Origin of the sequence: Lacicoccus alkaliphilus DSM 16010 (assembly GCF_900142805.1) — a bacterium.
In the GTDB taxonomy this organism is placed as follows: Bacteria; Bacillota; Bacilli; order Staphylococcales; family Salinicoccaceae; genus Lacicoccus; species Lacicoccus alkaliphilus.
In genome coordinates, this window is record NZ_FRCF01000012.1 from 52,516 (window position 1) to 76,549 (window position 24,034).

The window sequence follows — 24,034 nt, forward strand, 5'->3', positions numbered from 1 at the left end:
ATAACCCGTTTTCCCATTGCAACATATGATTTTATTTCGTAATCGTGATAAATTGTGCCAAACCCTAATAAGATGGGGGCTTTGCAGCATGTAAAGATACACAAATAAGTTTACAATATTTGACTACGATAAACAATCTATTTTTTTGGAATTAAACGAATAATCCGAAAATGCAGAGGCGACTTCACCTTATAGTGAGATTGATTAGATTTTTACCCTGATATTTGATAAAATCTAAATGTTGTTAAAAAAATGGGAGGGTTACTATGTCTGAAATTACCAGCGACGTCGTAAGGCACGTTGCAAACCTTGCAAGGATCGATCTTCAGGATGAAAAAAAGACGCAGGAATTCACTGAGGAACTGGATGAAATCCTCAATTACGCCAAACAATTGGAAGACGTTCAGTTATCCGATACTGAACCGATGTTCCATGCGCTGGATCTGACTAACGTGATGCGTGAGGACGAAGCGAAAACGCCGCTCACCCAGGACGAAGCTCTGAGCAATTCAAAATCCACAGAAGATGGACAATTCAAAGTACCTAAAATGCTGTAAGGAGGCAGACCGTGAATATATATGAACTGACAGTAGAAGAACTCTACGACAAAATTCAGCAAAAAGAATTGAAGCCTTCGGAAGTCGTCGGTGCTTTATTCGAAGATATCGATAAAATCGACGAAACACTGGGCTCTTTCTTATTTGTGAACAAGGAAGACGCAATGAAGGAAGCTGCGAGGCTGGACGACTTGCAGGCACAGGATCAGATGGACGGTGAGCTGTTCGGAATCCCGATGGGAATCAAAGACAACATCATCACCAAAGGTGTGCTCACCACCTGCGCAAGCAGGATGCTCGAGGATTTCCACCCGATATACGATGCGACGGTGATGGAGAAGCTGAATGCCGAATCACCGGTCCTCATGGGCAAAAACAACATGGACGAATTTGCGATGGGAGGGTCCAATGAGAACTCCTACTTCAAGAATGTGCGCAATCCGTGGGACACGGATGCAGTACCGGGCGGATCATCAGGCGGGTCTGCAGCTGCCGTGGCCGCAGGACTTGTACCGTTTTCCCTCGGATCCGACACGGGGGGATCGGTCAGACAGCCCGCATCATTCTGCGGCGTGGTCGGCATGAAGCCTACATACGGCCGTGTATCAAGGTATGGCCTGGTGGCATTCGCATCCAGTCTGGATCAGATCGGACCGCTTACGAGGAACGTCCGTGACAATGCAAAAATACTGAACCTGATTTCAGGTACACATAATAAGGATGCGACCAGCATGCCGGACGTCGAAGAAGATTTCTTAAAGAGCATCGACGCGGACCTCACCGGCAAGAAGATCGCCCTGCCTGATGAGTATGTCGAAGAAGGCATCGATGAGGAAGTTGCGGAAGCCGTCAAAAATGCCGTCAAGGTTTTTGAAGATTTGGGTGCAACGGTTGAGCGCGTATCGTTTTCCGACATCAAATATGTCGTTTCAGCATATTACCTGATCGCGTCAAGTGAGGCGAGCTCGAACCTGGCGCGCTTCGACGGCATCCGTTTCGGCCACAGGGCGGAAGGTGCAGAAACACTGGAGGAATTGTATAAGAAAACACGTGCCGAAGGTTTCGGCGAGGAAGTGAAACGCCGCATACTGCTTGGCACTTTCGTCCTCAGTGCAGGCCATTACGACCAGTATTATATCCGTGCACAGAAACTGCGCAGCGTCATAGAGGCGGACATGGAACGGATCCTTGAAGATTATGACATGATCATCGGGCCGACGACGACGACTCCGGCATATGACCTGGGTGAAAAGATAGATGATAAATTGCAGATGTACAAAGATGACATCCTGACGATCCCTGCAAACCTGACAGGTATGCCGGCCATCTCCATCCCGTGCGGCGTCAGTTCCAAAAACAGGCCGATCGGCATGCAGATCACCGGCAGGCATTTCGCAGAGGCCGAGATTTATAATGCGGCGTATAAATTCGAAGAGCAGTTCAACCTGCACAACGAACTGAAAGAAATTCAAAAGGAGCTGAGATAATGCATTTTGAGACAGTGATCGGACTTGAAGTCCACGTCGAATTGAAAACTGACAGTAAGATGTTTTCAGATGCACCGGCTCACTTCGGACAGGAACCGAACTCAAGCCTGAGCGTCGTCGACCTCGGGTACCCGGGCACACTGCCTGTACCGAACAAAGAAGCGGTCAATTATGCGATGAAGGCGGCCATGGCCCTGAACATGGATATTGCGGACGTGACGAAATTCGACCGTAAAAACTATTTCTACCCGGACAATCCGACAGCGTACCAGATTTCACAGTTCGATAAACCGATCGGTGAAAATGGCCATATCGATATAGAAGTGGATGGCGAAACAAGAAGGATCGGCATCACGCGCCTTCACCTCGAAGAGGATGCAGGCAAATCCACACATAAAGACGGCTATTCCCTTGTGGACCTGAACAGGCAGGGGACACCGCTTGTCGAAATCGTCTCGGAGCCGGATATCCGCTCGCCGGAAGAAGCGTATAAATATTTGGAGAAGCTGAAGGCGATCATCCAGTACACAGGTGTGTCCGATGTGAAGATGGAGGAAGGGTCACTCAGATGTGATGCGAATATTTCCCTCCGTCCGTACGGCCAGGAAGCATTCGGCACGAAGGCCGAGCTTAAGAACCTGAACTCCTTCAACTTCGTTCGGAAAGGCCTTGAGCATGAGGAAATCCGTCAGGAGAAGACGCTGCTGAAAGGCGGCGAGATAGAACAGGAAACGCGCCGTTATGATGAAAAGACGGGTAAGACGATCCTCATGCGCGTCAAGGAAGGATCGGATGACTACCGTTATTTCCCTGAGCCGGACCTCGTGGACATCCATATCGATGATGAATGGAAAGAGCGCATCAGGCAGACGATACCTGTATTGCCGGATGCCTTGAAGAAAAAGTATGTTGAAGAATACAAGCTGCCTGAATATGATGCAGAGGTGCTGACATTGAGGAAGGAGACTTCCGATTTCTTCAATGAAATGGTGGAATCCCACGGTGCGGATGCCAAACTTGCTTCAAACTGGCTGATGGGCGGCGTGAGTGAATACCTCAATAAAAACCAGGTGGAACTTGATGAAATCGCGCTCACCCCTCAAAATCTGACAGAGATGATCGGACTGATCGAAGACGGCACGATCTCAAGCAAGCAGGCCAAAAAGGTGTTCAATGTCCTCGTTGAAAAAGGCGGGGAAGCGAAGTCCGTGGTCAAGTCACTCGGTATGGAACAGATCTCCGATCCTGCCGTCCTGACAGAAATGATCACTGAAGTTCTGGACGCGAATCCGCAGTCGATCGAAGACTTCAAGAACGGCAAAGACCGCGCAGTCGGTTTCCTGGTCGGCCAGGTGATGAAGAAGTCAAAAGGACAGGCCAACCCTAAAATGGTCAACCAGATTTTAGTTGAAGAAATGAATAAGAGGTAATATATTTGGGACAAACTCACATGGTGGGTTTGTCTTTTTTATTGGGAGGGATCGGATGGATACCGAGAAGCATATCAAAAAATTCGACAAGCAGGTGGGCATTTACGAAAGGATGCGTAACAATGACAGGTTCCATAAGCACCGCAGCGCCTTGTTCGGCGGGGCATACGGTGAAGTGCTTGAAGTTGCCGTGGGGACCGGCCTGAATTTCCCCCATTATAAGGGGGTGGACCACCTGACCGCAGTGGACTTCAGCAAAAAGATGCTGGAATCGGCTGAAAAAGAGGCGGTGAACCACCCGTTCCCGGTGCAGTTCATCAACGAAGATGTCGAGGCCCTGACGTTCGCGGACAATTCTTTTGATACCATCGTCTCATCGCTCAGCTTCTGTTCATATGAGCATCCGGGGGAAGTGCTGAACCGATTCAACAGGTGGTGCAGGCCGGGCGGCAGGATTTTGCTGCTTGAACACGGACTCGGCCGCAGCAAAGTGCTGCAGGTGATCCAAAAGGCAGTCGATCCCCTGACCATGAGGACGATCGGCTGTCATCAGAAGCGGGATATATCCAAAATCGTCGGTGATTCGGACCTTGAAATCATGAATCTTGAGCGGCGTGTATTCGGGGCCGTCTATCTGGTGGAGGCAGCACCGCAAAGATAGATGGACATCAAGTTGACAGAAAATTTAAAATCGATTAGAATGGATTTAGTATTGATGGAAGCGTATACACCGGCTTTGATGCATGACCCTTAAGCTTATCCGCACAATTATTTTCTAGGAGGTTCAACATGGCTGGAAACCGTGGTGTAGTTTATACTGGAGCAGGTAGCGTTGAAATAAGGGATATCGATTATCCGGATCTCGTACTCAGGGAAGGTCCCGGGGTACCGAAAGAGAACGTTGGACGGAAATGTGAGCATGGTGTCATTTTGAAGGTCATTACGACGAACATCTGCGGCAGTGACCAGCATATGGTCAGAGGAAGGACGACGGCGCCTGAAGGACTTGTCCTCGGCCATGAGATCCTGGGGGAAGTCATTGAAGTGGGCAGGGATGTGGAATTCGTCAAAAAAGGCGACATCGCCTCAGTGCCTTTCAACATCGCATGCGGCCGCTGTGTCATGTGTCAGGAACAGAAAACACATATTTGCCTGAACACCAACCCGGAACGTGCCGGTGCGGCCTATGGCTATGTGGATATGGGCGGCTGGGTCGGCGGCCAGTCCGAATATGTGATGGTGCCATATGCCGACTTCCAATTGCTGGTATTCCCGGACAGGGATGTGGCGATGGATAAGGTGCTGGACTTGACGATGCTCTCGGACATCTTCCCGACGGGCTATCATGGCGCTTATTCGGCAGGCGTCAAGACCGGTTCTACGGTATATATCGCCGGGGCCGGCCCGGTCGGTCTCGCTGCAGCACATTCAGCGCAGCTTCTCGGGGCGTCCCGCGTCATCGTCGGAGACCTGCAGGATGAGCGCCTCAAGCAGGCGGAAAGCTTCGGATGTGAGACGGTCAACGTCTCGAAGCATGACCGGTTGAGTGAACAGATCGAAGATCTGCTCGGAGTGGACGAAGTGGATTGTGCCGTCGATGCCGTCGGCTTTGAGGCATCAGGACATGGTGCCGATGCAGGGGAGCAGCCTGCGGCTGTGCTCAACAGCATCATGGACGTGACGACAGCCGGCGGTAAGCTCGGCATCCCGGGCCTCTATGTCACTGAGGATCCGGGGGCATCCGATAAGGATGCACAGCTGGGCACCCTGAAAGTGCGTCTCGGCCTCGGCTGGGCCAAAGCACATACATTCGTTACAGGACAGACGCCTGCAATGAAATACAACCGTGACTTGATGAAGGCCATCCTGTCCGGCCGTGCAGATATTGCGAAAGCGGTCAATGCGACGGTCATCAGCCTCGATGAAGCACCGGATGGATACCAGGATTTCGACAAGGGCGCAGCGAAGAAATTCGTCATCGATCCGCATGGTTCATTGAAGTAAAAAGCATATCGTTTTGTAAACCCCGCATCCTGGAGGATACGGGGTTTCATTTTCGATGGAGACAGGGCTGATGAACGATTGAATCCCAAAAAAAGCCCCTCCAAGCCGGAGGGGATGATTCGATCATGACGCACTGATCAAGTAGTCGTATATGTTTTCGATGATTTCATCTTCAGCTTCCGGGGTCATCGCTCCCTCAGCTTCAATCTCCTGATTGTCGATGTAGTAATAATCATTTGCCGTGAAATATGTTTCGTCCGCTCCAAGCACCTCTGATAAGATGCCGTCCCCGTCTTCGTCCAGACCGGGATTACCCAGTAAAAAGACTGTTCTGTCGGTATTGTAGATGTTCACGTAGGCGACACCGAGTGCCTCCCGGTCACGCGCCGGGAGCACGCCGTCGTTGTAATCACGGATCTGCAGTGCATCGATGATCACCGCATCACTGTTTCCGTTGATCTCCAGTGCACTTAAATCCGTTGTGTTCCCATCAATTTCCAGCCTGTTGAACTGGATCGTCCCGGTCTCGAATGTTTCCTCCATCTTTCCAATGAATGCATCGCTGTAATATTCAGGGAGAAGGACATCGATGATCATCACTTCATTATTTTGCACCGCTTCATCATGGATGTCGTCCAGGGTTTCCTGATTGAAGGCAATTTCAGCTTCAGGTGCGCTTTCCGCCGCCCCGTCATTAGCAGTTTCTTCCTCATCTCCGGAAGTTTCGTCCGGTCCTTTTTCATCATTTGCCGAAAATTCAGCTGAAGTTTCCGTTTCTTCCATTGAACCTGCCTGTTCGACACTTGGCTGCATGGCAAAATTGACATACAGGCCGCCGGTAAATAAAATTAAAGCAACAACCAATAATATTTTCTTCATGAGGTCCTCCTGGAATGTGTATATATTATTCTGATGTTTCTGTGATATAATATGTAAAATAAAGAAATATCATACTATATTATACACAAAATGATCTTGATTGATAATATATAAGGATGAATATATATGCTTACTATGAATGAATATTATAATATAACAAAACACCATTACATGGAAGCGTCGATGGAGATGCTGGAACATTTCAGGGAAAATGTCATTGAAGTTCACCACATTGGCTCCACAAGTATCAAGGAAGTGAAGGGTTACAACGATATTGACGTCCTTGTCATCCTGAAAACAATCACGGACGTATCCGATCTGGCAGAGATACTGATGGCTGAAGGCTATGAAATTGTAGAAGATTTCAACCGTTATTTCAGTGAGGAGACGATCGCACGCGGCAAATTCGGTGCGTTCAATGTGAATTTCATTTTCACGCCGCGGAATCTCAACAAAAAATCGCAAATACTGTTCTGCAAGAAGGTACTCAAAGAAGATCAGGCGCGTCTCTCGACTTTCCAGACTTTAAAAAAACAATACGATGACGGGGAATTGAATGAAGATCAATATGAAGAAAGGAAGAGACGGTTCTTTTCAGATCTGCTGGACAGTGCTGCAGATTTGAAGAGCGTATGATTTCACCGGCCTCCCTTCCAGTGTCATTCATATACACTATTTTCTTCAACGCCATGGATGGCTCAATTAATTTCAGAAGAGTAGGAGAAATAAATGAGAACTGCGAGGATCATCTACAATCCGACATCAGGTCGGGAAACTTTTAAAAACGAGCTGCCCGATGTCCTGATACGGTTGGAGCAGGGGGGGTACATCGCGAGTGCGCATGCGACGACGCGCGCAGGTGATGCAACGGAAGCGGCACGGACGGCATGTGAACTCGGCTTTGACCTGATCATTGCGGTCGGCGGGGACGGCACGGTCAGCGAAGTGCTGAACGGCATCGCCGATTTCGAGGAACGTCCGCATATCGGCATCATACCGATGGGGACGGTGAATGATTTCGCCTCTGCGCTCTATATACCGACTGATACAAAAGAGGCGGTCGATACGATTGTGGGCGGCCGGGCGATGTTCGTCGACCTCGGCAAGATGAACAACAAGTATTTCATGAATATTGCAGGCGGCGGCAAGATCACTGAAGTGTCGTACGAGGCGCCGAGCAAACTGAAGGCGATCATCGGCCCTTTGGCTTACTACATCAAAGGGATTGAAATACTGCCTCAGATGACGACGACGGATATCAGGATAGAGTATGATGAAAATGTGTTCGAAGGGGAAGTCATGCTGTTTCTGATCGGACTGACCAATTCCATCGGTGGTTTCGACAAGCTTGTGCCGGATGCAAAGTTCAATGACGGCATGTTCTCCCTGCTGATCGTCGAAGATGTGAGCCTCGTCGAACTGGCGCGCATCATGACGATGGCCACGCGGGGAGAACACCTGAAACATGAGAAAGTCCATTACGCGAAAGCGGGTGACATCAGAATATCTTCGTATGATGAAGTGCAGCTGAATCTGGATGGTGAATTCGGCGGGCTTTTGCCTGCGCGTTTCGTCAATTATCAGCAGCACATCGCAATCCGTGTACCGGATAAGTTTTATGAAGAACACATGTATAATGAGTGATGACAACACAGTGGGAATCCGCTGTGTTGTTTAGTCTTTAATCTACAGGAGGTCGACATGAAGCTGACCATTTTTGCAACGTCGGATGTCCATGGGACGATTTACCCCTATAACTACTTTGACCGTAAGCCCCTCCGGCATGGACTGCTGGTTTTAAGAACCTATATTGAACAGTATAAAAAAGAACGCCCGGATGAAATCGTGCTGACGGTGGACAACGGGGACCTGCTCCAGGGGGATGTCTGGAGCGACTACGACGTCGACCACCCGGATGATCCGCTGATCACGGCGCACCTGAACGGGATGTATGACGTGATCGGCCTCGGCAACCATGAATTCAATTTCGGCCTCGATTATCTGGACACCCTCTACAGCAAAGTGGAGACGCCGGTCATCAACTCCAACATCGATTTCCTCGGCTCGCCGCTGAAGGAAAAGATCAGGAAGAATGTGGTATTGGAATATGATGCACCGGACGGCAGGGTCAAGGTCGGTTTCGTCAGCGCGGTGCCGACACAGATCATGAAATGGGACAAACAGAATCTGGAGGGCAAAGTTGAAGTTTCACCGATGCAGGACTCGATCGACCGTGAGGTCGCGGTGCTGAAGGCACAGGGTGCGGACATGGTGATATTGCTGTCGCATTCCGGCATGAGCCGGGCCAAACAGGACCTTGAGAAGTTCGGGGAAAACCAGGCACTGCTCATGACGTTCCTGAAAGATATCGACGGCATCGTCTTCGGCCACACGCATGAAATGTTTCCCCACGATGCCTACGAGATCGATGTCAGCACGCTCGACATCGTCAAAGGCACCGTGAACGGCGTCCCGATGGTCCAGCCTGATGTTTCGGCAAGCCATCTCGGTAAGCTGTCCTTTGATATCGATATGACGGATGGCTTTGAAATCACCGATTCCCGGGCGCAGTTGATCAAAGCGTCACGGATCGAACCGGATGCGCACCTGCTGCAGAAATATGAAGGCCAGCACCAGAAAGTGCTGGAGTATTTGAGCACGGGGCTTGGAAAAATACAAAACCCGTGGCATTCATATTTTTCACGGGTCGCACCTTCATATCCGGTGCAGGCGGTCGCTGAAGCGGTGAAGCAATATACTCATGAAATCAAGGATGAAATCGGACTGCCTGACCTGCCGGTCCTCCCTTTCGCTTCAGCTGTGAAATCGGGGCGGGACGGCCCGGATGACTATACCGTCATCGAGCCGGGGCCGTCCACCTTGAGTGATGCGATCGATTTATATAAACATGCCAACAACTTCATGATCATCAAAGTGGATGGCCGAATTTTAAAGGAATGGCTGGAATGGAGTGCCTCCCAGTTCACTTCACCGGAGCATGACAGCCTGCTCCATCCGAACCGTTCGCGGGGAGGTTTCCCGGGCTACAACTTCGATCTGTTCACCGACCTGGAATATACGATCGATATCAGCAGGCCGCCGAGGTATGCGAGTGCGGCGAAGCAGATCAGCGACTCCGGGAGGATCGTCGCCATGTCGTATCGGGGTAAAGAAATCCAGGCGGATGATGAATTCATCATACCGGCCCACAACTACCGAGTTTCGTATACACCGTTTCTGCGTGAACAGGAAGTCCTGCATGAATCCGACAAATCGATACGGGATCTGGTGATCAAATACATGAAGGGCGCACCCGACTTTGAGCTGAAAAATCCAATCACCGTCATACCTTCAGGGAAATACCATTTCATATCCGCGACGAAAGCGCGTGGATATATCAAGGATGAGCCGATCAGGCACATCAGGGAAATGGGCGACGGTTTCAGTTGGTACGAAATTGAAATGTAAGAGGGATATAGATGATGCAAAGTGTCGTTAAAAATGAGTATTATACAAGTACGGTCGAGGATTATACACATCAGGGGCTCGGCGTGGTGAAAATCGACGGCTACCCGGTCTTCATCCAGGACGTGCTGAAAGATGAAAAGATAGAATTCAAAGTGATCAAGACGAATAAGAAATTCGGCTACGGCAGGATGATCAAAGTCATCGCACCGTCAAAGGAACGCATCATCCCGCCGTGCGAGTACTATTACCAGTGCGGCGGCTGCCAGATCCAGCCGCTCAGCTACACCGAACAGCGAGCCTTCAAAAAAAGCACCGTCGAAGCGAACATCAACCGGCAGGCCGGCCTGGGGGTGGAGATCCACGACACGATCGGCATGGGTGATCCGCTTTATTACCGTAACAAATCCCAGATGCCCGTCCAGAAGGTGGACGGCGAAATCAGGCTCGGTCTCTACAGGCCGAGGAGCCATGACGTGATCGACATCAAACACTGTTACATCCAGAAGGATATCCATAACGACATCATGAATGAAGTGCGGGAACTCCTTAAGACGTTCGAGATCTCCATTTACGATGAACATAAGCATAAGGGTCTGCTGCGCCATCTGATCATCCGTTCGAACCATGATGATTCCGAAGTGCAGGTGGGCTTCATCACCAATGGGCATAAGAACCCGTTCGCGGGCATCATCCAGATCCTCACTGAAAAGTTCCCGATGATCACAAGCGTCGTGCAGAACATCAATAAGGATCAGACGAATGTGATTTACGGCTCGGAGACGAAAGTGCTCTACGGCAATGAGTACGTCACCGACGCGCTGCTCGGCAAGAAGTTCAAGATCCGAACACGCTCGTTCTATCAGGTGAACCATGAACAGACGGAGAAGCTGTATACGGAAGCATTGAAACTTGCGGACTTGAAAGGCGACGAGACGATCATCGACACGTACTGCGGCATCGGCACGATCGGCCAGGTCGCAGCGGACCATGTGAAGAAACTCATCGGCATCGAAGTCGTCGATTCGGCGATCGAGGATGCGAGGGAGAATGCGCAGCTGAACGGCATAGAAAATGCCGAATATCATCTCGGCAAATCGGAAGAAGTGATGAGGCGGCTCGTCGCAGACGGCGTGCAGCCGGATATCGTGTTCGTCGATCCGCCGAGGAAAGGCTGCCACGAAGACTTCCTTCAAAGCCTGATCGACGTATCCCCTGAAAAAATCGTCTATATATCATGCAACCCGAGTACGCTGCAGCGGGACTTGAAGATATTGAGCGGAGAGGGCGGATACGAAGTCAGTCCCGTCACACCCGTCGACCTCTTCCCGCAGACGAACCATGTTGAAGCGGTGACTGTGCTGACGAAACACGAATAGTGGACACCTGAATTCCAGTACACCGACATTAATATGGATGTGAGTTTATAAAAGGAATTAGGTGAAGAATGATGAAAATCATCAATATGTCGGAGCTTGATGAAGCACAGCTGCACCAGGCTGCAGAGATTTTGACGGACACTTTGAACATCGGTTATCCCACTTTCAAGGATGCGATGGAAGAGGTCAGGGAACACCTCGTCCCTGATAACACGCTGCTTGCGGTTGTGGAAGGGGCCGCAGTCATGGGCTGGGGCGGCATCCTTGCACCGGAATATGACGGCAATGTCTTCGAGCTGCATCCTCTTGTTGTAAGGGAGGACCGGCAGGGCGAAGGCATCGGAGGCGCGCTTGTGGAAGCTCTGGAAGGTGCCGCAAGGGAACAGGGGGGTCTCACCATCTGGCTCGGAGCGGATGATGAGAGTGAAGCGGGGGAAACCTCGCTGGCGGGTGTCGATCTGTATGATGACCTGCCGGCAAAACTTGCAGAGTTTGATCCCGGCACGCATCAGTCGGGGTTTTACTTCAAATTGGGTTATAAAATCATCGGCGTACTGCCGGATGCGAATGGACGCGGCAGGCCGGATATATTCTTCGGTAAGAGGTTATAGGAAAAATTTCGGACGGGTCCGAGTGTGCATTTATATCTTTAAGAGACTTTGTTCCATCAACTTCATATTTTTGTAAAGGGATATGCATTGACTTGAGCAGTCCCGCGTTATAATATTGAGGTAAGTGAAAACCATTCTCAATTAGTCAGGCGATGGATTGTAAAGTATTATGGAACCTTTCAGGAGGTAGTGGAAATGAGCTTCATTCAACTGAAAAATATCACTAAGGATTTCAATAGTAAAGGTGCTCCGGCTGTTGATGATCTGCATTTGACCATAGAACGGGGTGAAATCATCACACTGCTTGGGCCAAGCGGGTGTGGTAAGACGACGACCCTGCGGATGGTTGCCGGATTTGAAGAACCTGATTCCGGTTCACTTGAAATAGATGGTTCAACTGTTTTTGATGATCATAAATCCGTGCCCCCGGAAAAGCGTGGGATCGGAATGGTTTTTCAGGATTATACATTATTCCCACATATGACGATTGGAAAGAACGTAGCCTTTGGTCTGTCCAAGTGGAGCCGGCACGACAGGAAACATAGAACGAAAGAAGTTTTGGAGCTGGTGGGTCTTGGTGATTACGCTGACCGGCTTCCGAGTGAATTGTCAGGAGGTCAGCAGCAGCGCGTGGCTCTGGCACGTGCGCTGGCCCCAAAGCCCCATGTGATTTTGATGGATGAGCCTTTCAGTAACCTCGATGCAGGTCTGCGCGAAAAAATGCGGTTCGATGTAGAAAATATATTGAGGCAGGCAAATACAACCGCGATTATCGTCACCCATGACCAAAAGGATGCTTTTTCCATCTCCGATCGTGTAGTGGTGATGAACGAGGGTGTCATTCAGCAGATCGATGCCCCGAGAAGGTTATATCAATGTCCAGCAAACTGTTTCGTAGCGCAATTTGTAGGTAAAACGAATTTGTTGCAAGGCAGGCTTTGTCCGAATTTGATGCATGTGGATACCCATATCGGCCGGGTTTCCCTGCCTGAAAGAAGTGAGCGGTTGCTGGAGGAAGTCCAGATTTCCATCCGTCCGGAAGGCTGCCGCTTAACGGAGCAGGGAAAATACAGCGGGAGAGTCGAAAGGGTGACGTACAGCGGTGATTATCAGGAGCTGGAAATCAGCTTGTCTGAGAATTTATTGGTGGATGAACGGATGACCATTTATGCCCCGGTGGAAAGGTATGTTGAAATCGGTTCCATTGTATCGTTTGAAATCATCCCGCAATTGGTGGCACTTGTAGAGCGTTGATATTTATCGAGAAGAGCCGGCTGCACTTTCAGTGACCACTGCCATAAAAAGAAACGGATGCAACGCGCAGTGTAATTGAGAATGGATATCAACTGTACGGCTTACATAGAATAACTTACAGGAGGACTTAAAAATGAAAAGGTATTTCCAAGGATTATTGTTCATGATCTTGTTCAGTGCATTATTTGTTTTAGCTGCCTGCAGTCCTGAGGAAGCTGAAGGACCAGCGGATGGCTCAGCGGAAGATGAAGCATCGGAGGAATCAGATGAATTGGTCATTTATTCCGCCAGAAATGAACGGTTTGTAGAGGAATTGATCGATAAATTCACAGAGGACACCGGTATTCAGGTCTCAGCATTACACGGAGTGGATCCATTGCAGGTGGAAGCGGAAGCGAATAATGTACAAGCGGACATTTTCATATCCAATGACCTTGGCGCTCTTGGCTATCTGCATGGGGAAGGATATCTGGAAGGTTCCGAACCGGAGGGCATCGATGCGATTCCGGAGCAGTTCCGTTCCGGGGATAATGCATACTTTGCCGTTTCAGCCAGGGCACGGGGATTCATTTACAATAAGGAAATGATATCCGAAGAAGATCTGCCTCATAGCATGGAGGATCTGTTCGATGACGAATGGGCCGACTTGCCGAATGGATATGCCATCACCAGGGGTGGAAACGGCGGAATGATTGGGAATGTCTCTGCCCTAAGACACGAGTGGGGGGATGAGCGTGCATCTGAGTGGATCAATGCCATCCAGGATAATGCAGCGGGCATTTATGAAGGTCACGGTGATATCAGGCGGGCCGTCGGTGCCGGGGAGCATTCTTTTGGACTGGTGAATAATTATTATTACCATCAGCAACTGCTCGAGCCTTCCGATAATGATGTCGGATTCATCTACCCGGATCAGGAAGAAGACGAAATGGGTGCCATTGCGAATGCGGCGGGCATTGGTAATGTCAGCGGCGGACCGAATGATCAGAATGCCATCGTTTTTATTGAATGGCTGCTTGAACCGGAGAACCAAAAGCAATTTGTCGGCGAGTCATTGGAGTTGTTGATCAATTCCGATATAGAAGCGGATTATCCGGAAGAAGTGCAGGAGCATATCGTTGATTTTGAAGATTTGAAAATCCAGGATATGACAATCACCGATCTTGGTGAACATTTTGAAGGTACCAAGGAATTGATCGAAGAATCCGGGCTGGATTTGGAATTAAGATAGGCCCACAATCATTATAGGAGCATCTTTATGAGGGACAAGAAAGAAAAAAAACAGACGAATGAGGGCCGCCATAAGGATGGAAATTTAAGAATGCGGCCTCTTCCAAATCTTTTCAGAAAAGTGTCGCGGCGTGTCCGTGGAGCGAACTCCCCCGGTCCGGTTCTCCTGATTGTCGGTCTCATTGTGGCATTGATCATGACCATACCGATAGTATACGTCATGGTGCAATCATTGTTTGCAGGAACCGACCGCTGGATGCGCTTGCTGGATGAACGTATCCCGGGGTTGCTGTGGAATACGTTGTCCCTTACACTGGTCGTCACCTTTTTGGCAGTGGTCATTGGTGTCGCTTTAGCCTGGTTTGTAGTGAGGACCGATTTACCAGGGGGGAAGGTGTGGCGCTGGCTGCTCGCTTTGCCCCTGGTGGTGCCCCCATATGTAGGCGCGGTTGCTTATATCATCGTCCTCGGCCCGAGTGGCTGGATCAGCAGTCTTTGGGATCGGATTGGAGTGTTCGGGGAATATCAATTTGATATATACAATTTTTGGGGCGTGTCATTCGTACTGGTCATGTTCACCTACCCGTATGTGTATCTCATTGCAAGTGCATCACTAAAAAGGATGAACAGAAACTTTGAAGAAGTGGCCAGGTCACAGAACATGTCAACGAACCGCATATTCTGGACGATAAACCTCCCTTTCCTGCGCCCTGCCATTGGCGCCGGCGCCATCCTGATCGCCTTATATGTATTGTCTGACTTTGGCGCAATAGCAATGATGCGATATGTGACTTTCACTGCTGCGATCTATTTCCAGACTGCAGGCTTTGATACGGAAGCGGCCTCGGTTTTGAGCCTTGTGCTTATCTTAATCACCGTCATCATCTTATGGGTGGAAGGATTTTCTAAAAAGAAAAGTGATTATCACCAGACCTCCAACACATTTAAAGCACCGATCCAGCTTTCTCTAGGTAAATGGAAGCCGCTTGTTGTCCTGTTTGTCCTGAGTGTCTTTACACTTTCGGTGCTGGTCCCGTTTACAGTGCTCATTTACTGGTCCTTCATCGGCATTCAGATGGGTGCGCTTGATTCCAGGTTCTTCGGCTTCGTATGGAACAGCTTCCGTCTGTCGGGAACAGCCGCTTTAATGTGCATGCTGCTGGCGATTCCGGTCGTTTATTTGAAAACACGTTATCCTTCCATCGTATCCAGTTTCATCGACAGGCTCAGCTATGCCGGTTATGCGCTCCCGGGTGTAATTGTGGCCCTTGGGTTTGTTTTTATTTTCAATAACCATTTGCCGGCTTTATATAATACGTTTTTTGTATTGGTTCTTGCTTTCATCGTCCGCTTTCTTCCACAGGCGATGCAGTCGGCGAACGCTTCTTTGAGCCTGGTATCGCCCAGGGTGGATGAAGCGGCAAGGAGTCTTGGCTATCCGCCTTGGAAGGTATTGATCAAAGTCATCATTCCGTCCATACTGCCGGGTGTCCTTGCCGGGGGTGCCCTGGTGTTTGTCAGCTCGATCAAGGAGTTGCCTGCCACACTGATGCTCCGGCCGCCGGGCTTCGATACGCTTGCTGTGAGGGTGTACTTTGAGGCGACCGAAGGGATTTATCATCTGGCTGCACCTGCAGCATTACTGATCATCATCGTATCGGTCCTTCCGCTTCACATTCTGTTGAGGAAGTATTGATGATTGATGAAAAATTGCTCGATGACTTGCAGGTTCGATGGATACACCTGCACTTCAACTCAATGAGGCCAATGTGCCCCTTACGGCAGTCAGGGCAAAAGTACAAGACGACGAATCGGGATAAGAAGTGAGCGGTTCATTGAAGTATCCGCCTGACTCATGTATATTGGCAGTATAACCGAATATGTTTCAGCTGGGGGCAGCCTTTACGGCTTGAGAAGTACCCTTTGAACCTGATCTGGTTAATACCAGCGGAGGGAAGTGGAAATCGCCGATTATTTATGAAAGATCGAATATAAGGGCATGTCCCTCTCCTCCGTTGTGAATATCATCAACAGGAGGAATTTTTTTATGCGTTTTTCAGTAATGTTGCGGGAGAAGACGAAAGACAGCTGGGAGAAGAGTTTGAATCATCCATTCGTAAAGGGGATCGTGAACGGCGACCTGCCGCTTGAGACGTTCAAGAACTATATCATGCAGGATATCTATTATTTGAAACACTACGGCAAAGTCCACGCCTTCGCTGCTGCGCATGCGGATGACTTCGGAGTCTCGGCGAGCCTTTCTGAGAAAGCGAAGAACACGGCACAGGCGGAACTCACGGTCCACAAGGAGCATGCCGGCATATTGAACATCACGGATGAAGAAATGAAGCACTTCAAACCGGCACCGACGGCTTATGCATATACTTCACATCTGTACAGGGCGTCGTTGTCGGGCAGCCTCGCCCAAATTGTGGCAGCGATCCTGCCGTGCTACTGGCTGTATGCGGATATCGGGAGGAAGTATGCAGATGCAGAACCTGAAAGTGAAATTTACCGGAACTGGATACAAATGTATGCAAGCGACTGGTTCCAGGAATCGACGGCGGAGATGATCGATCTGATGGATGATCTGGCAGAGCAGGCGAGTGAAGATGAGAAATCTAAAATCATCGAACAGTTCGTCATCGCCAAGGAATATGAACTCGCGTTCTGGGAGATGTCCTATACGTTCGAGACATGGCTTTCTGAGAAATGACAAATGTTTCAAACCTCCGCCTGAAGGGAATTATGTATAGGTAGAAAGCGTACACATGAACATCTTTTAGAGGAGGCAAATATATGTCTGTAAGAAAAGATATCAATCGCATTGACGGCAGGGAAGATGACATCGGGGTACTGACATTGTACCTGCACACGGACGCAAGCAATCATGATCTGAACAACGGTGAGTGGAAAATCCATCTTAAGAACGAAATCAAGGAATTGAAGAATTATGCGGATAATACAGCACAGGAAGCGGAGAAGAAGGCTTTGAAGAAACTGCTCAAAAAGGTGGAAGACCGCGTCGGTGAACTGCAGAGGGATCTGCAGAAAGGTCTCGTCATCTTCGCATCGGCGGATGAGGACCTGTGGGAAGAGATGATCCTCCAGGTGCCCGTGACGACGACGATGCGCTGGGGTGATGCGCCGGCGGTCCAGCAGCTTCAGGAACTGATTCAGAGGTATCCGGCCACAGCCATCATCGCGCTTCAGCAGCAGGACGTCCGGTTCATCGAAACCGAACTGGGATCGATCAAAGACGAATCCACTTTCAGCTGGGACCTGGAACGTGAAGACTGGCTGGATCACGGCAGTGATTCACCGCCCGGCTCAAGACGGTCCGGTCAGGACCATTTCCAGCAGCGCTTCGAGGAAAATAAAAGCCGTTGGTATAAAAATCTTGCACCGCGCCTCAACAAGATGATCAAAGAGGGCGGGATGGAAGGCGCATACCTTGTCGGCAGCAGCGACACGGTCGGTGATCTGGAACCGCACATGGCATCCTCATATGTGAAGGGCGTACTGAACAAGAACATCGGCATGAAGCCGGCACATGAAATCGTTGAAGAAGTATACGACGAATTGATATAAGAAGTGAAAACAGGCATCCGATCGGATGCCTGTTTCTTTCCTATATCAACCAGGATATGAGTACACCGACCGAAAAGCCGAAAATGGAATGGCCCGCTGTCCAATTGAACCATGATATCCAGTCCTCGTGATCAGGCGGTGCCGGGGTCAGGGCACTCAGGAAATACAGGATGCCGCCGCCGAGTGAAAATACGAAGATGTACGGCCATATGGCATGTTCAAGGTCAAAAGGAATCAGAAGGTAAAACAAGATGACCGCACTCGATATGCATGTCACATAATGAAAAATCAGGCCGGTGATCTTTTTATCCGCCCATTGCTTGAGGCCGGGTATGTAGTCCATATTATAAAGCAGGATGTCTGCTTTGTTGCCTGTGACTATACGGACCAGTTTCATCACTGCAGCTAAAATGACTCCGGAAATTGTGCCGATTAAAATCAGCATCAGGAACGTGTCCATCACATCACTCCACTAAAATTTGATAATATGATCATAACTCTTTACCCCCGGAGAAGCTGCAGGAATCATGAAATGACGAAAATCGAAGATTTTATCTGTCTGAGCGACGGGAGGATTAATACCTTACTTGAACCGGGTATATAATTATGATCATAATAATGGGGGGTCGGAAATAATGGCTAAAAGTGAGAAGAAATTGCTGAATAAAGCATGGAAGGAAACGAAGCAGCTGCAGGACGGGGAGACTTTCCTTTTGAAAGACCTGTTCAAAGGCTACAAATGGAACAGACTGCCTACGGAGACAAGAACTGCGCTCGGCAGGGCATTCATGGAAAAAGCGGCCGGCAAAAAGTCGGTTGAAGTGATGGAGAAAACGTCTTCCAACCAGCAGCAGTACAGAAAAATAAGTTAGACTGGAGATGAGGGGGCCTGCCCCCTTATTTTTAATGAGAAGGCTGGTATTCAAATGAAATTCATCGGAATCGACCTTGCATGGACGTATAAAAATGAAACGGGCATCTGCATACTCGACAGTGACGGACATGTGGAGTATATGGATGCCCAAATCTATACAAATGAAGAAATCATCGAGTTGATAAAGGTACATCGCAATGAACACCTCACCATCGCCATCGATGCGCCGCTGATCGTTAACAATGCCGGCGGTTCGCGGGGCGCCGAGGGCGAAATGATGCGTGCGAAGATCAACGGGCACAGGCTCCGTGCATTCAATGCCAATAGAAATTACTTCAACAAGGTGTTCGGCGGCATCCGCGGAGAGGCGCTGATGCACATGATTCAGGAGGAGTTTCCCGACATGCAGACCGGCTTCAGCCGGACCGCATCCAGCATCGTCGAAACTTTTCCCACCGGCATCGTTGCCGGCCTGTTTCCGGAAATCGCCCCGGTGAAGTATAAACGTAAGCCGAAAATGACGCATGAAGAAACGGTGTCTGAAATGGGGCGTTTACTGGCCGGGTTTGAAAAGCTGGAAACGGGGGAAGAGCTGGTATCGAAACTTGAATCTTCACCGGGTACTGAGGGTGTGACAAAAAGGGAACTGAAGCACTTGGAAGATAAGGTGGATGCATTACTCTGCGCATACGCCATGTTTGCCCTCCACAAAGAGGTTGCCACGGCACAGACATTCGGGACCATCGACAAAGGGTTCATCACCATCCCCGTGAGGGGCCCGGGATCGGAACGGCCATCATCGGGGATGAACTGAAAAATTGTAAAGGTTCTCTAAATGGACACTGATTTATGGTGTTTGTGAAAAACAAAACGTGATAGAATGAACATGAAATCAATAAAAAAGAACTAGGACTCAACTGGAGGTTATTTAATGGAGGAGAAGCAGACATACCGTTCAGGGAATCTGATCATTCTCGGCATTGTTTTATCCATCATCACATACTGGCTGTTTGCCCAGGCATTCCTGAACATCGGGCCGCAGGTGCAGGAGACGTATGCAGGTGCGAGTGCAGGGGTCATCAACCTGTCGATCAGCCTGACATCGCTGATCACCGGCATATTCATGGTGGCGGCAGGCAGTTTTTCCGATAAGCTTGGAAAAGTGAAGATCACCTATATCGGTATCATACTCAGTATCATCGGCTCATTGCTGATCATCATCACATCGATGCCGTCGCTGTTGATCATCGGCCGTATCGTGCAGGGCTTCTCGGCTGCGATGCTGATGCCCGCAACAATTTCCATCATCAACACTTTATTCACCGGTGATAAGAGGAGAAGCGCACTCAGCTACTGGTCGATCGGTGCATTCGGTGGTACCGGGTTTGCGTCGCTGTTTGCCGGGACGGTGGCCACTTTCATCAACTGGCAGTGGATTTTCATCATTTCCATCATACTGTCGGTGATTGCACTGTATTTACTTAAAGATCTGAAGGAAGTGCGCACTTCAGTCAAGGATACGTCGCGTTTCGACTATGTGGGCCTGCTCATCTTCATCATCGTCATGAGTGCGCTCAGCATCTTCATCACACAGGGTGAGGAGCTCGGCTGGACGAGTGGTATTTCAATCACACTGGTCCTCGTGACGATCATCGGTTCCATCACTTTCTATCTTGTGGAGCGGCGCATCAACCAGCCGTTCATCGATTTCTCCATATTTTCGAATAAGGCGTATATCGGAACGGTGACCGCGAACTTCCTGATGAACACGACAGTGGGGTCGATTGCCTTATTCAACATCTACACGCAGCAGGAACTTGGCCTGACACCGTTCATGTCCGGCCTCATGACACTGCCTTATGTCGTGCTGATACTCTTCACGATCCGCGTCGGTGAGAAAAGTATCAAAAAATACGGTGCGAAACGCGCCATCGTCGTCTCGCCGCTCATACTGGGCGTCGGTGTGCTCCTGTTGGCACTGACATTCCTCGGCGATACCGCGTACCTCATCAGCGCTTTGGCCGGATTTGCATTGTTCGGCATCGGCATCGGATTCTTTGCGACGCCGGCGCTCGATACGGCAGTGTCCACGACACCGCCTGAAAAAGTCGGTGTGGCATCCGCGATATTCAAGATGGCGTCCACACTGGGTGCAGCATTCGGTCTAGCGATAATCATCTCGCTCTACACGGCACTTGGCAGCGTGATGGCCATGTCCACGGCAGCACTGCTTGCATTCGGTCTGAACGTCCTTGCAATCGTCGTCGCTTTCCTGTGTGCGAAATTCGTCATACCCGACCGCGCGGTCGAGTAAAATGGCAAAGCCCTTCCTTCCCGGAAGGGTTTTTTTATGGCTGAAAATAAAACGGCGTGCTACACTGTTCTACACTCAACAGCTGAAACAGAGAGGAAAAAACATGACACGACAATACACATCAATTTTAAAAAACAGGACATTCATGCTGCTGCTCATTGCAGGCATATTTTCAGTGACCGGCTTCAGCATGTTCCTGACCACCACATCCTGGTATGTCATCAGGACACTCGGCATGCCCGAGATGCTCGGTCTCGTACTGATTGCCGTGACCGTGCCGAGACTGGTGATGATGATTTACGGCGGGGTGCTTGCCGATAACTACAAGAAATCGACGATCATGTTCGGCACGAATATTTTCCAGGCGGCGCTGCTCGTCCTCATCACCATCTTCATAGGCCTGGATTTCATGACACTCGGCTGGTTCCTTGTGCTTGCGGGGTTGTTTGGAACGGTCGATGCCTTTTTCGGGCCGGCGAGTACATCGATGATCCCGAAGGTCGTGGAACGGGCGCAGCTCCAGAAGGCCAATGCCTATTTCCAGGGCGTGGATCAGATTTCGTTCCTGCTCGGTCCGGTGCTTGCAGGTCTCATCATGGAATTCGGTTCGGTGACGATGAGCTTCATGGTCGCAGCCATACTCGTCACTCTGTCGGCAGTCTTCGTATTTCCGCCGCTGATCAGGGAAGGTCCGGTGGAGAACACGGTCAAGCAGTCCCCGCTTCAGAACTTCATCGAAGGCTTCAATTATGTCAAAGGCTCCAATTTCCTCATGGTGGGCATCATCGTGCTTGTGACTTTGAACTTCTTCGTCTTCGGCACACTGCACATCGCGGTGCCGTTCCTTACTGACCTGTACGGCGGCACGCCGATCAACTTGAGCATCATGGAAATGAGCCTCTCTTTCGGCATGCTCATCGGCATGATCGTGCTCGGCAACCAGTACATCAAAAGGAAGGGGCGGACGGCGGTCTACGGGCTGCTTGTGACGCTCATCATCTATATCGTCTTCAGCTTCATCGAAAGCCTGAGCATACTGCCGATCCTGCTGTTCTTCATCGGCCTTGCGATGTCGTTCGTCTTCATCCCGTTTTTCACAGCGACCCAGCAGATCACCGAAAACAGGATGATGGGACGGGTGATGAGCCTGATTTTCCTCGCGATGAATGGCTTCGATCCCCTTGCCTATGCAATCGTCGGCATCATGACGGCAGCCGGCATCTCCATCCAGCTGGTGCTCCTCGGTTTCGGTTTGATCGGGCTCGTCATCACGATGGTGATTTTATGGAAAGCGAAAGGCTTCCAGAGACTTGAAACCTGATGGGCAAAAATAAAGAGCGCCGTTAGAGCCATCAAATCCTGAATCAGTTATAATGGGGTCAACATGGCTTTAGGGAGGAACAGGATGAATTCGATTACGTTGATGGATGCATATGCGATTGAAAATCTTCGGAGCTACGGCTACACCAATGAAGAGATTCTGTCGAAAGTGCGCGCGAAGGATATTGATGAATTTAAGAAAGTGAAGGAAAACCTGGATTTCACTCTGCTGATCGATATGGAGGAATCCGTGGGCCTGGACACATTGCTCGAAGACGGCTACCAGGTCAAGTTTTTGACTTTCAATGGACTGAAAAATCTGATTAAATTGAAGTTCGGGCATATTGCCGAAGAAGATTACCGGGTCGAAGGGTTCACTTTATCGGGCCTCGGGCTGGACGAAGACCAGGCAGCTGAACTCGGCAATGCATTGTCGCCGAACTGGCAGATGACCGAAGAGGACGACGGCTTTAAAATACAGCCGGTAAAATAATGGATTTCAGGAGGTTTATTTCATGAAGGCAGTCTATCATCAAGGTGAACAGAGTTTAAAAGGCGTGAAATATGGTGAAGTTGAAATTGACGGGCTGGGGGATAAGGACGTTAAAGTGAAGCTGAAGGCGGCGGGCCTCAACCACCGCGATCTCTTCATCCCGGGCCGTCATGATGAGAATGATCCGGCACTTGTGCTCGGCTCGGATGGTGCGGGCATCATCGAGGCAGTCGGCAGCGGCGTCGAAAACGTCAAAGTGGGGGATGAAGTGATCATCAACCCGGCCCTTGGATGGAAGGAAAATGATGCGGCTCCGCCGGAAGGTTTTGAAATCGTAGGCTTCCCCTTCAACGGCACTTTCTCAGAATACATCGTGCTGCCGGGGGAAAACGTTATGCCGAAGCCCGGTCATTTGAACTGGGAGGAAGCAGGCGTATTGGCACTGTCGGCGATGACGGCCTACAGGGCTTTATTCACAAGGGCGAAAGTGGAAAGCGGCATGACGGTACTGATTCCGGGTGCCACGGGCGGCGCCGGGACATTCCTGCTGCAGTTCGCGAAAGCGGCCGGGGCGACAGTCTATGTAACGTCACGTTCTGAAGAGAAGCGTGAAGCGGCGCTCGAACTCGGCGCGGATCAGGCGATCGACAGCGAGACTGATTGGGATGAAGCGCTGGATGGTGAGAAGGTCGATGTCGTGATCGAGAGTGTCGGCGCGGTGACGTTCAACAAATCCGTCGACCAGCTGAAGAAAGGCGGCACACTCGTTGCATTCGGCGCCTCCGCAGGAGACACCGTCGACTTCAACCTCCGCAAATTCTTCTACGGGCAGTACAATCTGCTCGGCTCGACGATGGCGAGCACCGAAGAGCTTGAAGAAATGCTGGAATTCATCGAGAAGCATGACATCAATCCCGTGATGGATAAAAGTTATCCGCTGGAGGAGTTTGAAGCGGCGTTCGAGAGATTGGACAAAGCCGGCATGATGGGTAAGATTGCGTTTACGATGTAATTATGGAATAAAGACAGGCGGCTGCACCCTAATATGGGACCAGCCGCCTGTTTTTCGTTGTCCCTGCTCATTCGTGATGATATTCCGTCCTGAATGAGCAGAATTTCATTGTCCCTGCTCATTCGTGATGATAT

General features: G+C 50.0%; 23 protein-coding genes and 1 riboswitch. Of the genes, 21 read left to right on the forward strand and 2 right to left on the reverse strand.

All coding sequences use genetic code 11. The annotated features are described in order from the left end of the window. Positions 1–266: 266 nt before the first annotated feature. The 5 genes from gatC (at position 267) to fdhA (ending at position 5,478) form a co-directional block, all read left to right on the forward strand. A complete protein-coding gene (gene gatC / locus BUA12_RS11085) occupies positions 267–557 on the forward strand; it encodes an Asp-tRNA(Asn)/Glu-tRNA(Gln) amidotransferase subunit GatC (RefSeq protein WP_072710683.1) in 291 nt (96 codons plus the stop codon). A gap of 11 nt (positions 558–568) precedes the next feature. After that, positions 569–2,044, forward strand: coding sequence for an Asp-tRNA(Asn)/Glu-tRNA(Gln) amidotransferase subunit GatA (gatA, locus tag BUA12_RS11090; protein WP_072710684.1), 1,476 nt, complete (start codon positions 569–571; stop codon positions 2,042–2,044). Beyond that, positions 2,044–3,474, forward strand: a complete 1,431-nt coding sequence (gene gatB / locus BUA12_RS11095) for an Asp-tRNA(Asn)/Glu-tRNA(Gln) amidotransferase subunit GatB (protein ID WP_072710685.1) — start codon at positions 2,044–2,046, stop codon at positions 3,472–3,474. The genes gatA and gatB overlap by 1 nt, the downstream gene beginning before the upstream one ends. Positions 3,475–3,529: 55 nt before the next feature. Then, positions 3,530–4,135, forward strand: a complete 606-nt coding sequence (locus BUA12_RS11100) for a class I SAM-dependent methyltransferase (protein ID WP_072710686.1) — start codon at positions 3,530–3,532, stop codon at positions 4,133–4,135. A gap of 128 nt (positions 4,136–4,263) precedes the next feature. Continuing rightward, entirely contained in the window at positions 4,264–5,478 is a 1,215-nt protein-coding gene (gene fdhA / locus BUA12_RS11105; RefSeq protein ID WP_072710687.1) for a formaldehyde dehydrogenase, glutathione-independent, read from the forward strand. Positions 5,479–5,601: 123 nt separating this feature from the next. Here fdhA and BUA12_RS11110 read toward each other — a convergent pair whose 3' ends face one another. Beyond that, on the reverse strand, positions 5,602–6,357 hold the full coding sequence (locus tag BUA12_RS11110) for a hypothetical protein (protein ID WP_072710688.1): 756 nt from the start codon (positions 6,355–6,357) through the stop codon (positions 5,602–5,604). Between the two features lie 126 nt (positions 6,358–6,483). On the opposite strand from BUA12_RS11110, the gene BUA12_RS11115 reads away from it, so the two are divergent. The 10 genes from BUA12_RS11115 to BUA12_RS11160 all read left to right on the forward strand — a co-directional run bounded on the left by BUA12_RS11115 (position 6,484) and on the right by BUA12_RS11160 (position 17,887). Next, positions 6,484–6,993, forward strand: a complete 510-nt coding sequence (locus tag BUA12_RS11115; RefSeq protein WP_072710689.1) for a GrpB family protein — start codon at positions 6,484–6,486, stop codon at positions 6,991–6,993. 93 nt (positions 6,994–7,086) lie between these two features. Continuing rightward, a complete protein-coding gene (locus BUA12_RS11120; protein ID WP_072710690.1) occupies positions 7,087–8,001 on the forward strand; it encodes a diacylglycerol kinase in 915 nt (304 codons plus the stop codon). 57 nt (positions 8,002–8,058) lie between these two features. Next, complete coding sequence (locus BUA12_RS11125) at positions 8,059–9,825, forward strand: 5'-nucleotidase C-terminal domain-containing protein (protein ID WP_072710691.1); 1,767 nt, start codon at positions 8,059–8,061, stop codon at positions 9,823–9,825. Between the two features lie 11 nt (positions 9,826–9,836). Continuing rightward, positions 9,837–11,201, forward strand: coding sequence for a 23S rRNA (uracil(1939)-C(5))-methyltransferase RlmD (gene rlmD / locus BUA12_RS11130; RefSeq protein ID WP_331463077.1), 1,365 nt, complete (start codon positions 9,837–9,839; stop codon positions 11,199–11,201). A gap of 71 nt (positions 11,202–11,272) precedes the next feature. Beyond that, positions 11,273–11,812: a GNAT family N-acetyltransferase gene (locus BUA12_RS11135; RefSeq protein ID WP_072710692.1), complete on the forward strand. Its 540-nt coding sequence runs from the start codon at positions 11,273–11,275 to the stop codon at positions 11,810–11,812. A gap of 195 nt (positions 11,813–12,007) precedes the next feature. Next, positions 12,008–13,066, forward strand: a complete 1,059-nt coding sequence (locus tag BUA12_RS11140) for an ABC transporter ATP-binding protein (RefSeq protein WP_072710693.1) — start codon at positions 12,008–12,010, stop codon at positions 13,064–13,066. 133 nt (positions 13,067–13,199) lie between these two features. Continuing rightward, a complete protein-coding gene (locus BUA12_RS11145; protein WP_072710694.1) occupies positions 13,200–14,297 on the forward strand; it encodes an extracellular solute-binding protein in 1,098 nt (365 codons plus the stop codon). Between the two features lie 27 nt (positions 14,298–14,324). Further along, positions 14,325–15,992: an ABC transporter permease gene (locus BUA12_RS11150; protein ID WP_072710695.1), complete on the forward strand. Its 1,668-nt coding sequence runs from the start codon at positions 14,325–14,327 to the stop codon at positions 15,990–15,992. 185 nt (positions 15,993–16,177) lie between these two features. Continuing rightward, positions 16,178–16,269: riboswitch (TPP riboswitch) on the forward strand. A gap of 74 nt (positions 16,270–16,343) precedes the next feature. Continuing rightward, complete coding sequence (tenA, locus tag BUA12_RS11155) at positions 16,344–17,012, forward strand: thiaminase II (protein ID WP_072710696.1); 669 nt, start codon at positions 16,344–16,346, stop codon at positions 17,010–17,012. A gap of 83 nt (positions 17,013–17,095) precedes the next feature. Next, on the forward strand, positions 17,096–17,887 hold the full coding sequence (locus tag BUA12_RS11160) for a VLRF1 family aeRF1-type release factor (RefSeq protein ID WP_072710697.1): 792 nt from the start codon (positions 17,096–17,098) through the stop codon (positions 17,885–17,887). Between the two features lie 40 nt (positions 17,888–17,927). Here the strand turns inward: BUA12_RS11160 and BUA12_RS11165 are convergent, their stop codons facing one another. Then, positions 17,928–18,347 carry a hypothetical protein gene (locus tag BUA12_RS11165; RefSeq protein ID WP_072710698.1) on the reverse strand — a complete coding sequence of 140 codons (420 nt, stop codon included), beginning with the start codon at positions 18,345–18,347 and terminating at the stop codon, positions 17,928–17,930. Between the two features lie 175 nt (positions 18,348–18,522). Here BUA12_RS11165 and BUA12_RS11170 point away from each other — a divergent pair, with 175 nt between their 5' ends. The 6 genes from BUA12_RS11170 (at position 18,523) to BUA12_RS11195 (ending at position 23,900) form a co-directional block, all read left to right on the forward strand. Next, a complete protein-coding gene (locus tag BUA12_RS11170; RefSeq protein ID WP_072710699.1) occupies positions 18,523–18,759 on the forward strand; it encodes a DUF1413 domain-containing protein in 237 nt (78 codons plus the stop codon). A 54-nt stretch (positions 18,760–18,813) separates the two neighbouring features. After that, entirely contained in the window at positions 18,814–19,575 is a 762-nt protein-coding gene (locus BUA12_RS11175; protein ID WP_072710700.1) for a DUF429 domain-containing protein, read from the forward strand. A 117-nt stretch (positions 19,576–19,692) separates the two neighbouring features. Next, on the forward strand, positions 19,693–21,075 hold the full coding sequence (locus BUA12_RS11180) for an MFS transporter (RefSeq protein WP_072710701.1): 1,383 nt from the start codon (positions 19,693–19,695) through the stop codon (positions 21,073–21,075). A 1-nt stretch (position 21,076) separates the two neighbouring features. Continuing rightward, positions 21,077–22,396: an MFS transporter gene (locus BUA12_RS11185; RefSeq protein WP_084670159.1), complete on the forward strand. Its 1,320-nt coding sequence runs from the start codon at positions 21,077–21,079 to the stop codon at positions 22,394–22,396. 84 nt (positions 22,397–22,480) lie between these two features. Further along, on the forward strand, positions 22,481–22,888 hold the full coding sequence (locus tag BUA12_RS11190) for a hypothetical protein (RefSeq protein WP_072710703.1): 408 nt from the start codon (positions 22,481–22,483) through the stop codon (positions 22,886–22,888). Between the two features lie 22 nt (positions 22,889–22,910). Further along, a complete protein-coding gene (locus tag BUA12_RS11195; protein ID WP_072710704.1) occupies positions 22,911–23,900 on the forward strand; it encodes a zinc-binding dehydrogenase in 990 nt (329 codons plus the stop codon). The last annotated feature ends 134 nt before the right edge of the window (positions 23,901–24,034 follow it).

Coding starts and splice junctions, on each gene's coding strand:
- BUA12_RS11115 (WP_072710689.1), top strand. CDS start 6,484: ATGCTTACTATGAATGAATATTATAATATAACAAAACACCATTACATG.
- BUA12_RS11165 (WP_072710698.1), bottom strand. CDS start 18,347: ATGGACACGTTCCTGATGCTGATTTTAATCGGCACAATTTCCGGAGTC.
- BUA12_RS11190 (WP_072710703.1), top strand. CDS start 22,481: ATGAATTCGATTACGTTGATGGATGCATATGCGATTGAAAATCTTCGG.
- tenA (WP_072710696.1), top strand. CDS start 16,344: ATGCGTTTTTCAGTAATGTTGCGGGAGAAGACGAAAGACAGCTGGGAG.
- gatB (WP_072710685.1), top strand. CDS start 2,044: ATGCATTTTGAGACAGTGATCGGACTTGAAGTCCACGTCGAATTGAAA.
- BUA12_RS11135 (WP_072710692.1), top strand. CDS start 11,273: ATGAAAATCATCAATATGTCGGAGCTTGATGAAGCACAGCTGCACCAG.
- BUA12_RS11140 (WP_072710693.1), top strand. CDS start 12,008: ATGAGCTTCATTCAACTGAAAAATATCACTAAGGATTTCAATAGTAAA.
- BUA12_RS11185 (WP_084670159.1), top strand. CDS start 21,077: ATGGCAAAGCCCTTCCTTCCCGGAAGGGTTTTTTTATGGCTGAAAATA.
- BUA12_RS11145 (WP_072710694.1), top strand. CDS start 13,200: ATGAAAAGGTATTTCCAAGGATTATTGTTCATGATCTTGTTCAGTGCA.
- gatC (WP_072710683.1), top strand. CDS start 267: ATGTCTGAAATTACCAGCGACGTCGTAAGGCACGTTGCAAACCTTGCA.
- BUA12_RS11100 (WP_072710686.1), top strand. CDS start 3,530: ATGGATACCGAGAAGCATATCAAAAAATTCGACAAGCAGGTGGGCATT.
- BUA12_RS11180 (WP_072710701.1), top strand. CDS start 19,693: ATGGAGGAGAAGCAGACATACCGTTCAGGGAATCTGATCATTCTCGGC.
- BUA12_RS11120 (WP_072710690.1), top strand. CDS start 7,087: ATGAGAACTGCGAGGATCATCTACAATCCGACATCAGGTCGGGAAACT.
- BUA12_RS11170 (WP_072710699.1), top strand. CDS start 18,523: ATGGCTAAAAGTGAGAAGAAATTGCTGAATAAAGCATGGAAGGAAACG.
- BUA12_RS11160 (WP_072710697.1), top strand. CDS start 17,096: ATGTCTGTAAGAAAAGATATCAATCGCATTGACGGCAGGGAAGATGAC.
- BUA12_RS11125 (WP_072710691.1), top strand. CDS start 8,059: ATGAAGCTGACCATTTTTGCAACGTCGGATGTCCATGGGACGATTTAC.
- BUA12_RS11195 (WP_072710704.1), top strand. CDS start 22,911: ATGAAGGCAGTCTATCATCAAGGTGAACAGAGTTTAAAAGGCGTGAAA.
- BUA12_RS11175 (WP_072710700.1), top strand. CDS start 18,814: ATGAAATTCATCGGAATCGACCTTGCATGGACGTATAAAAATGAAACG.
- BUA12_RS11150 (WP_072710695.1), top strand. CDS start 14,325: ATGAGGGACAAGAAAGAAAAAAAACAGACGAATGAGGGCCGCCATAAG.
- BUA12_RS11110 (WP_072710688.1), bottom strand. CDS start 6,357: ATGAAGAAAATATTATTGGTTGTTGCTTTAATTTTATTTACCGGCGGC.
- fdhA (WP_072710687.1), top strand. CDS start 4,264: ATGGCTGGAAACCGTGGTGTAGTTTATACTGGAGCAGGTAGCGTTGAA.
- rlmD (WP_331463077.1), top strand. CDS start 9,837: ATGATGCAAAGTGTCGTTAAAAATGAGTATTATACAAGTACGGTCGAG.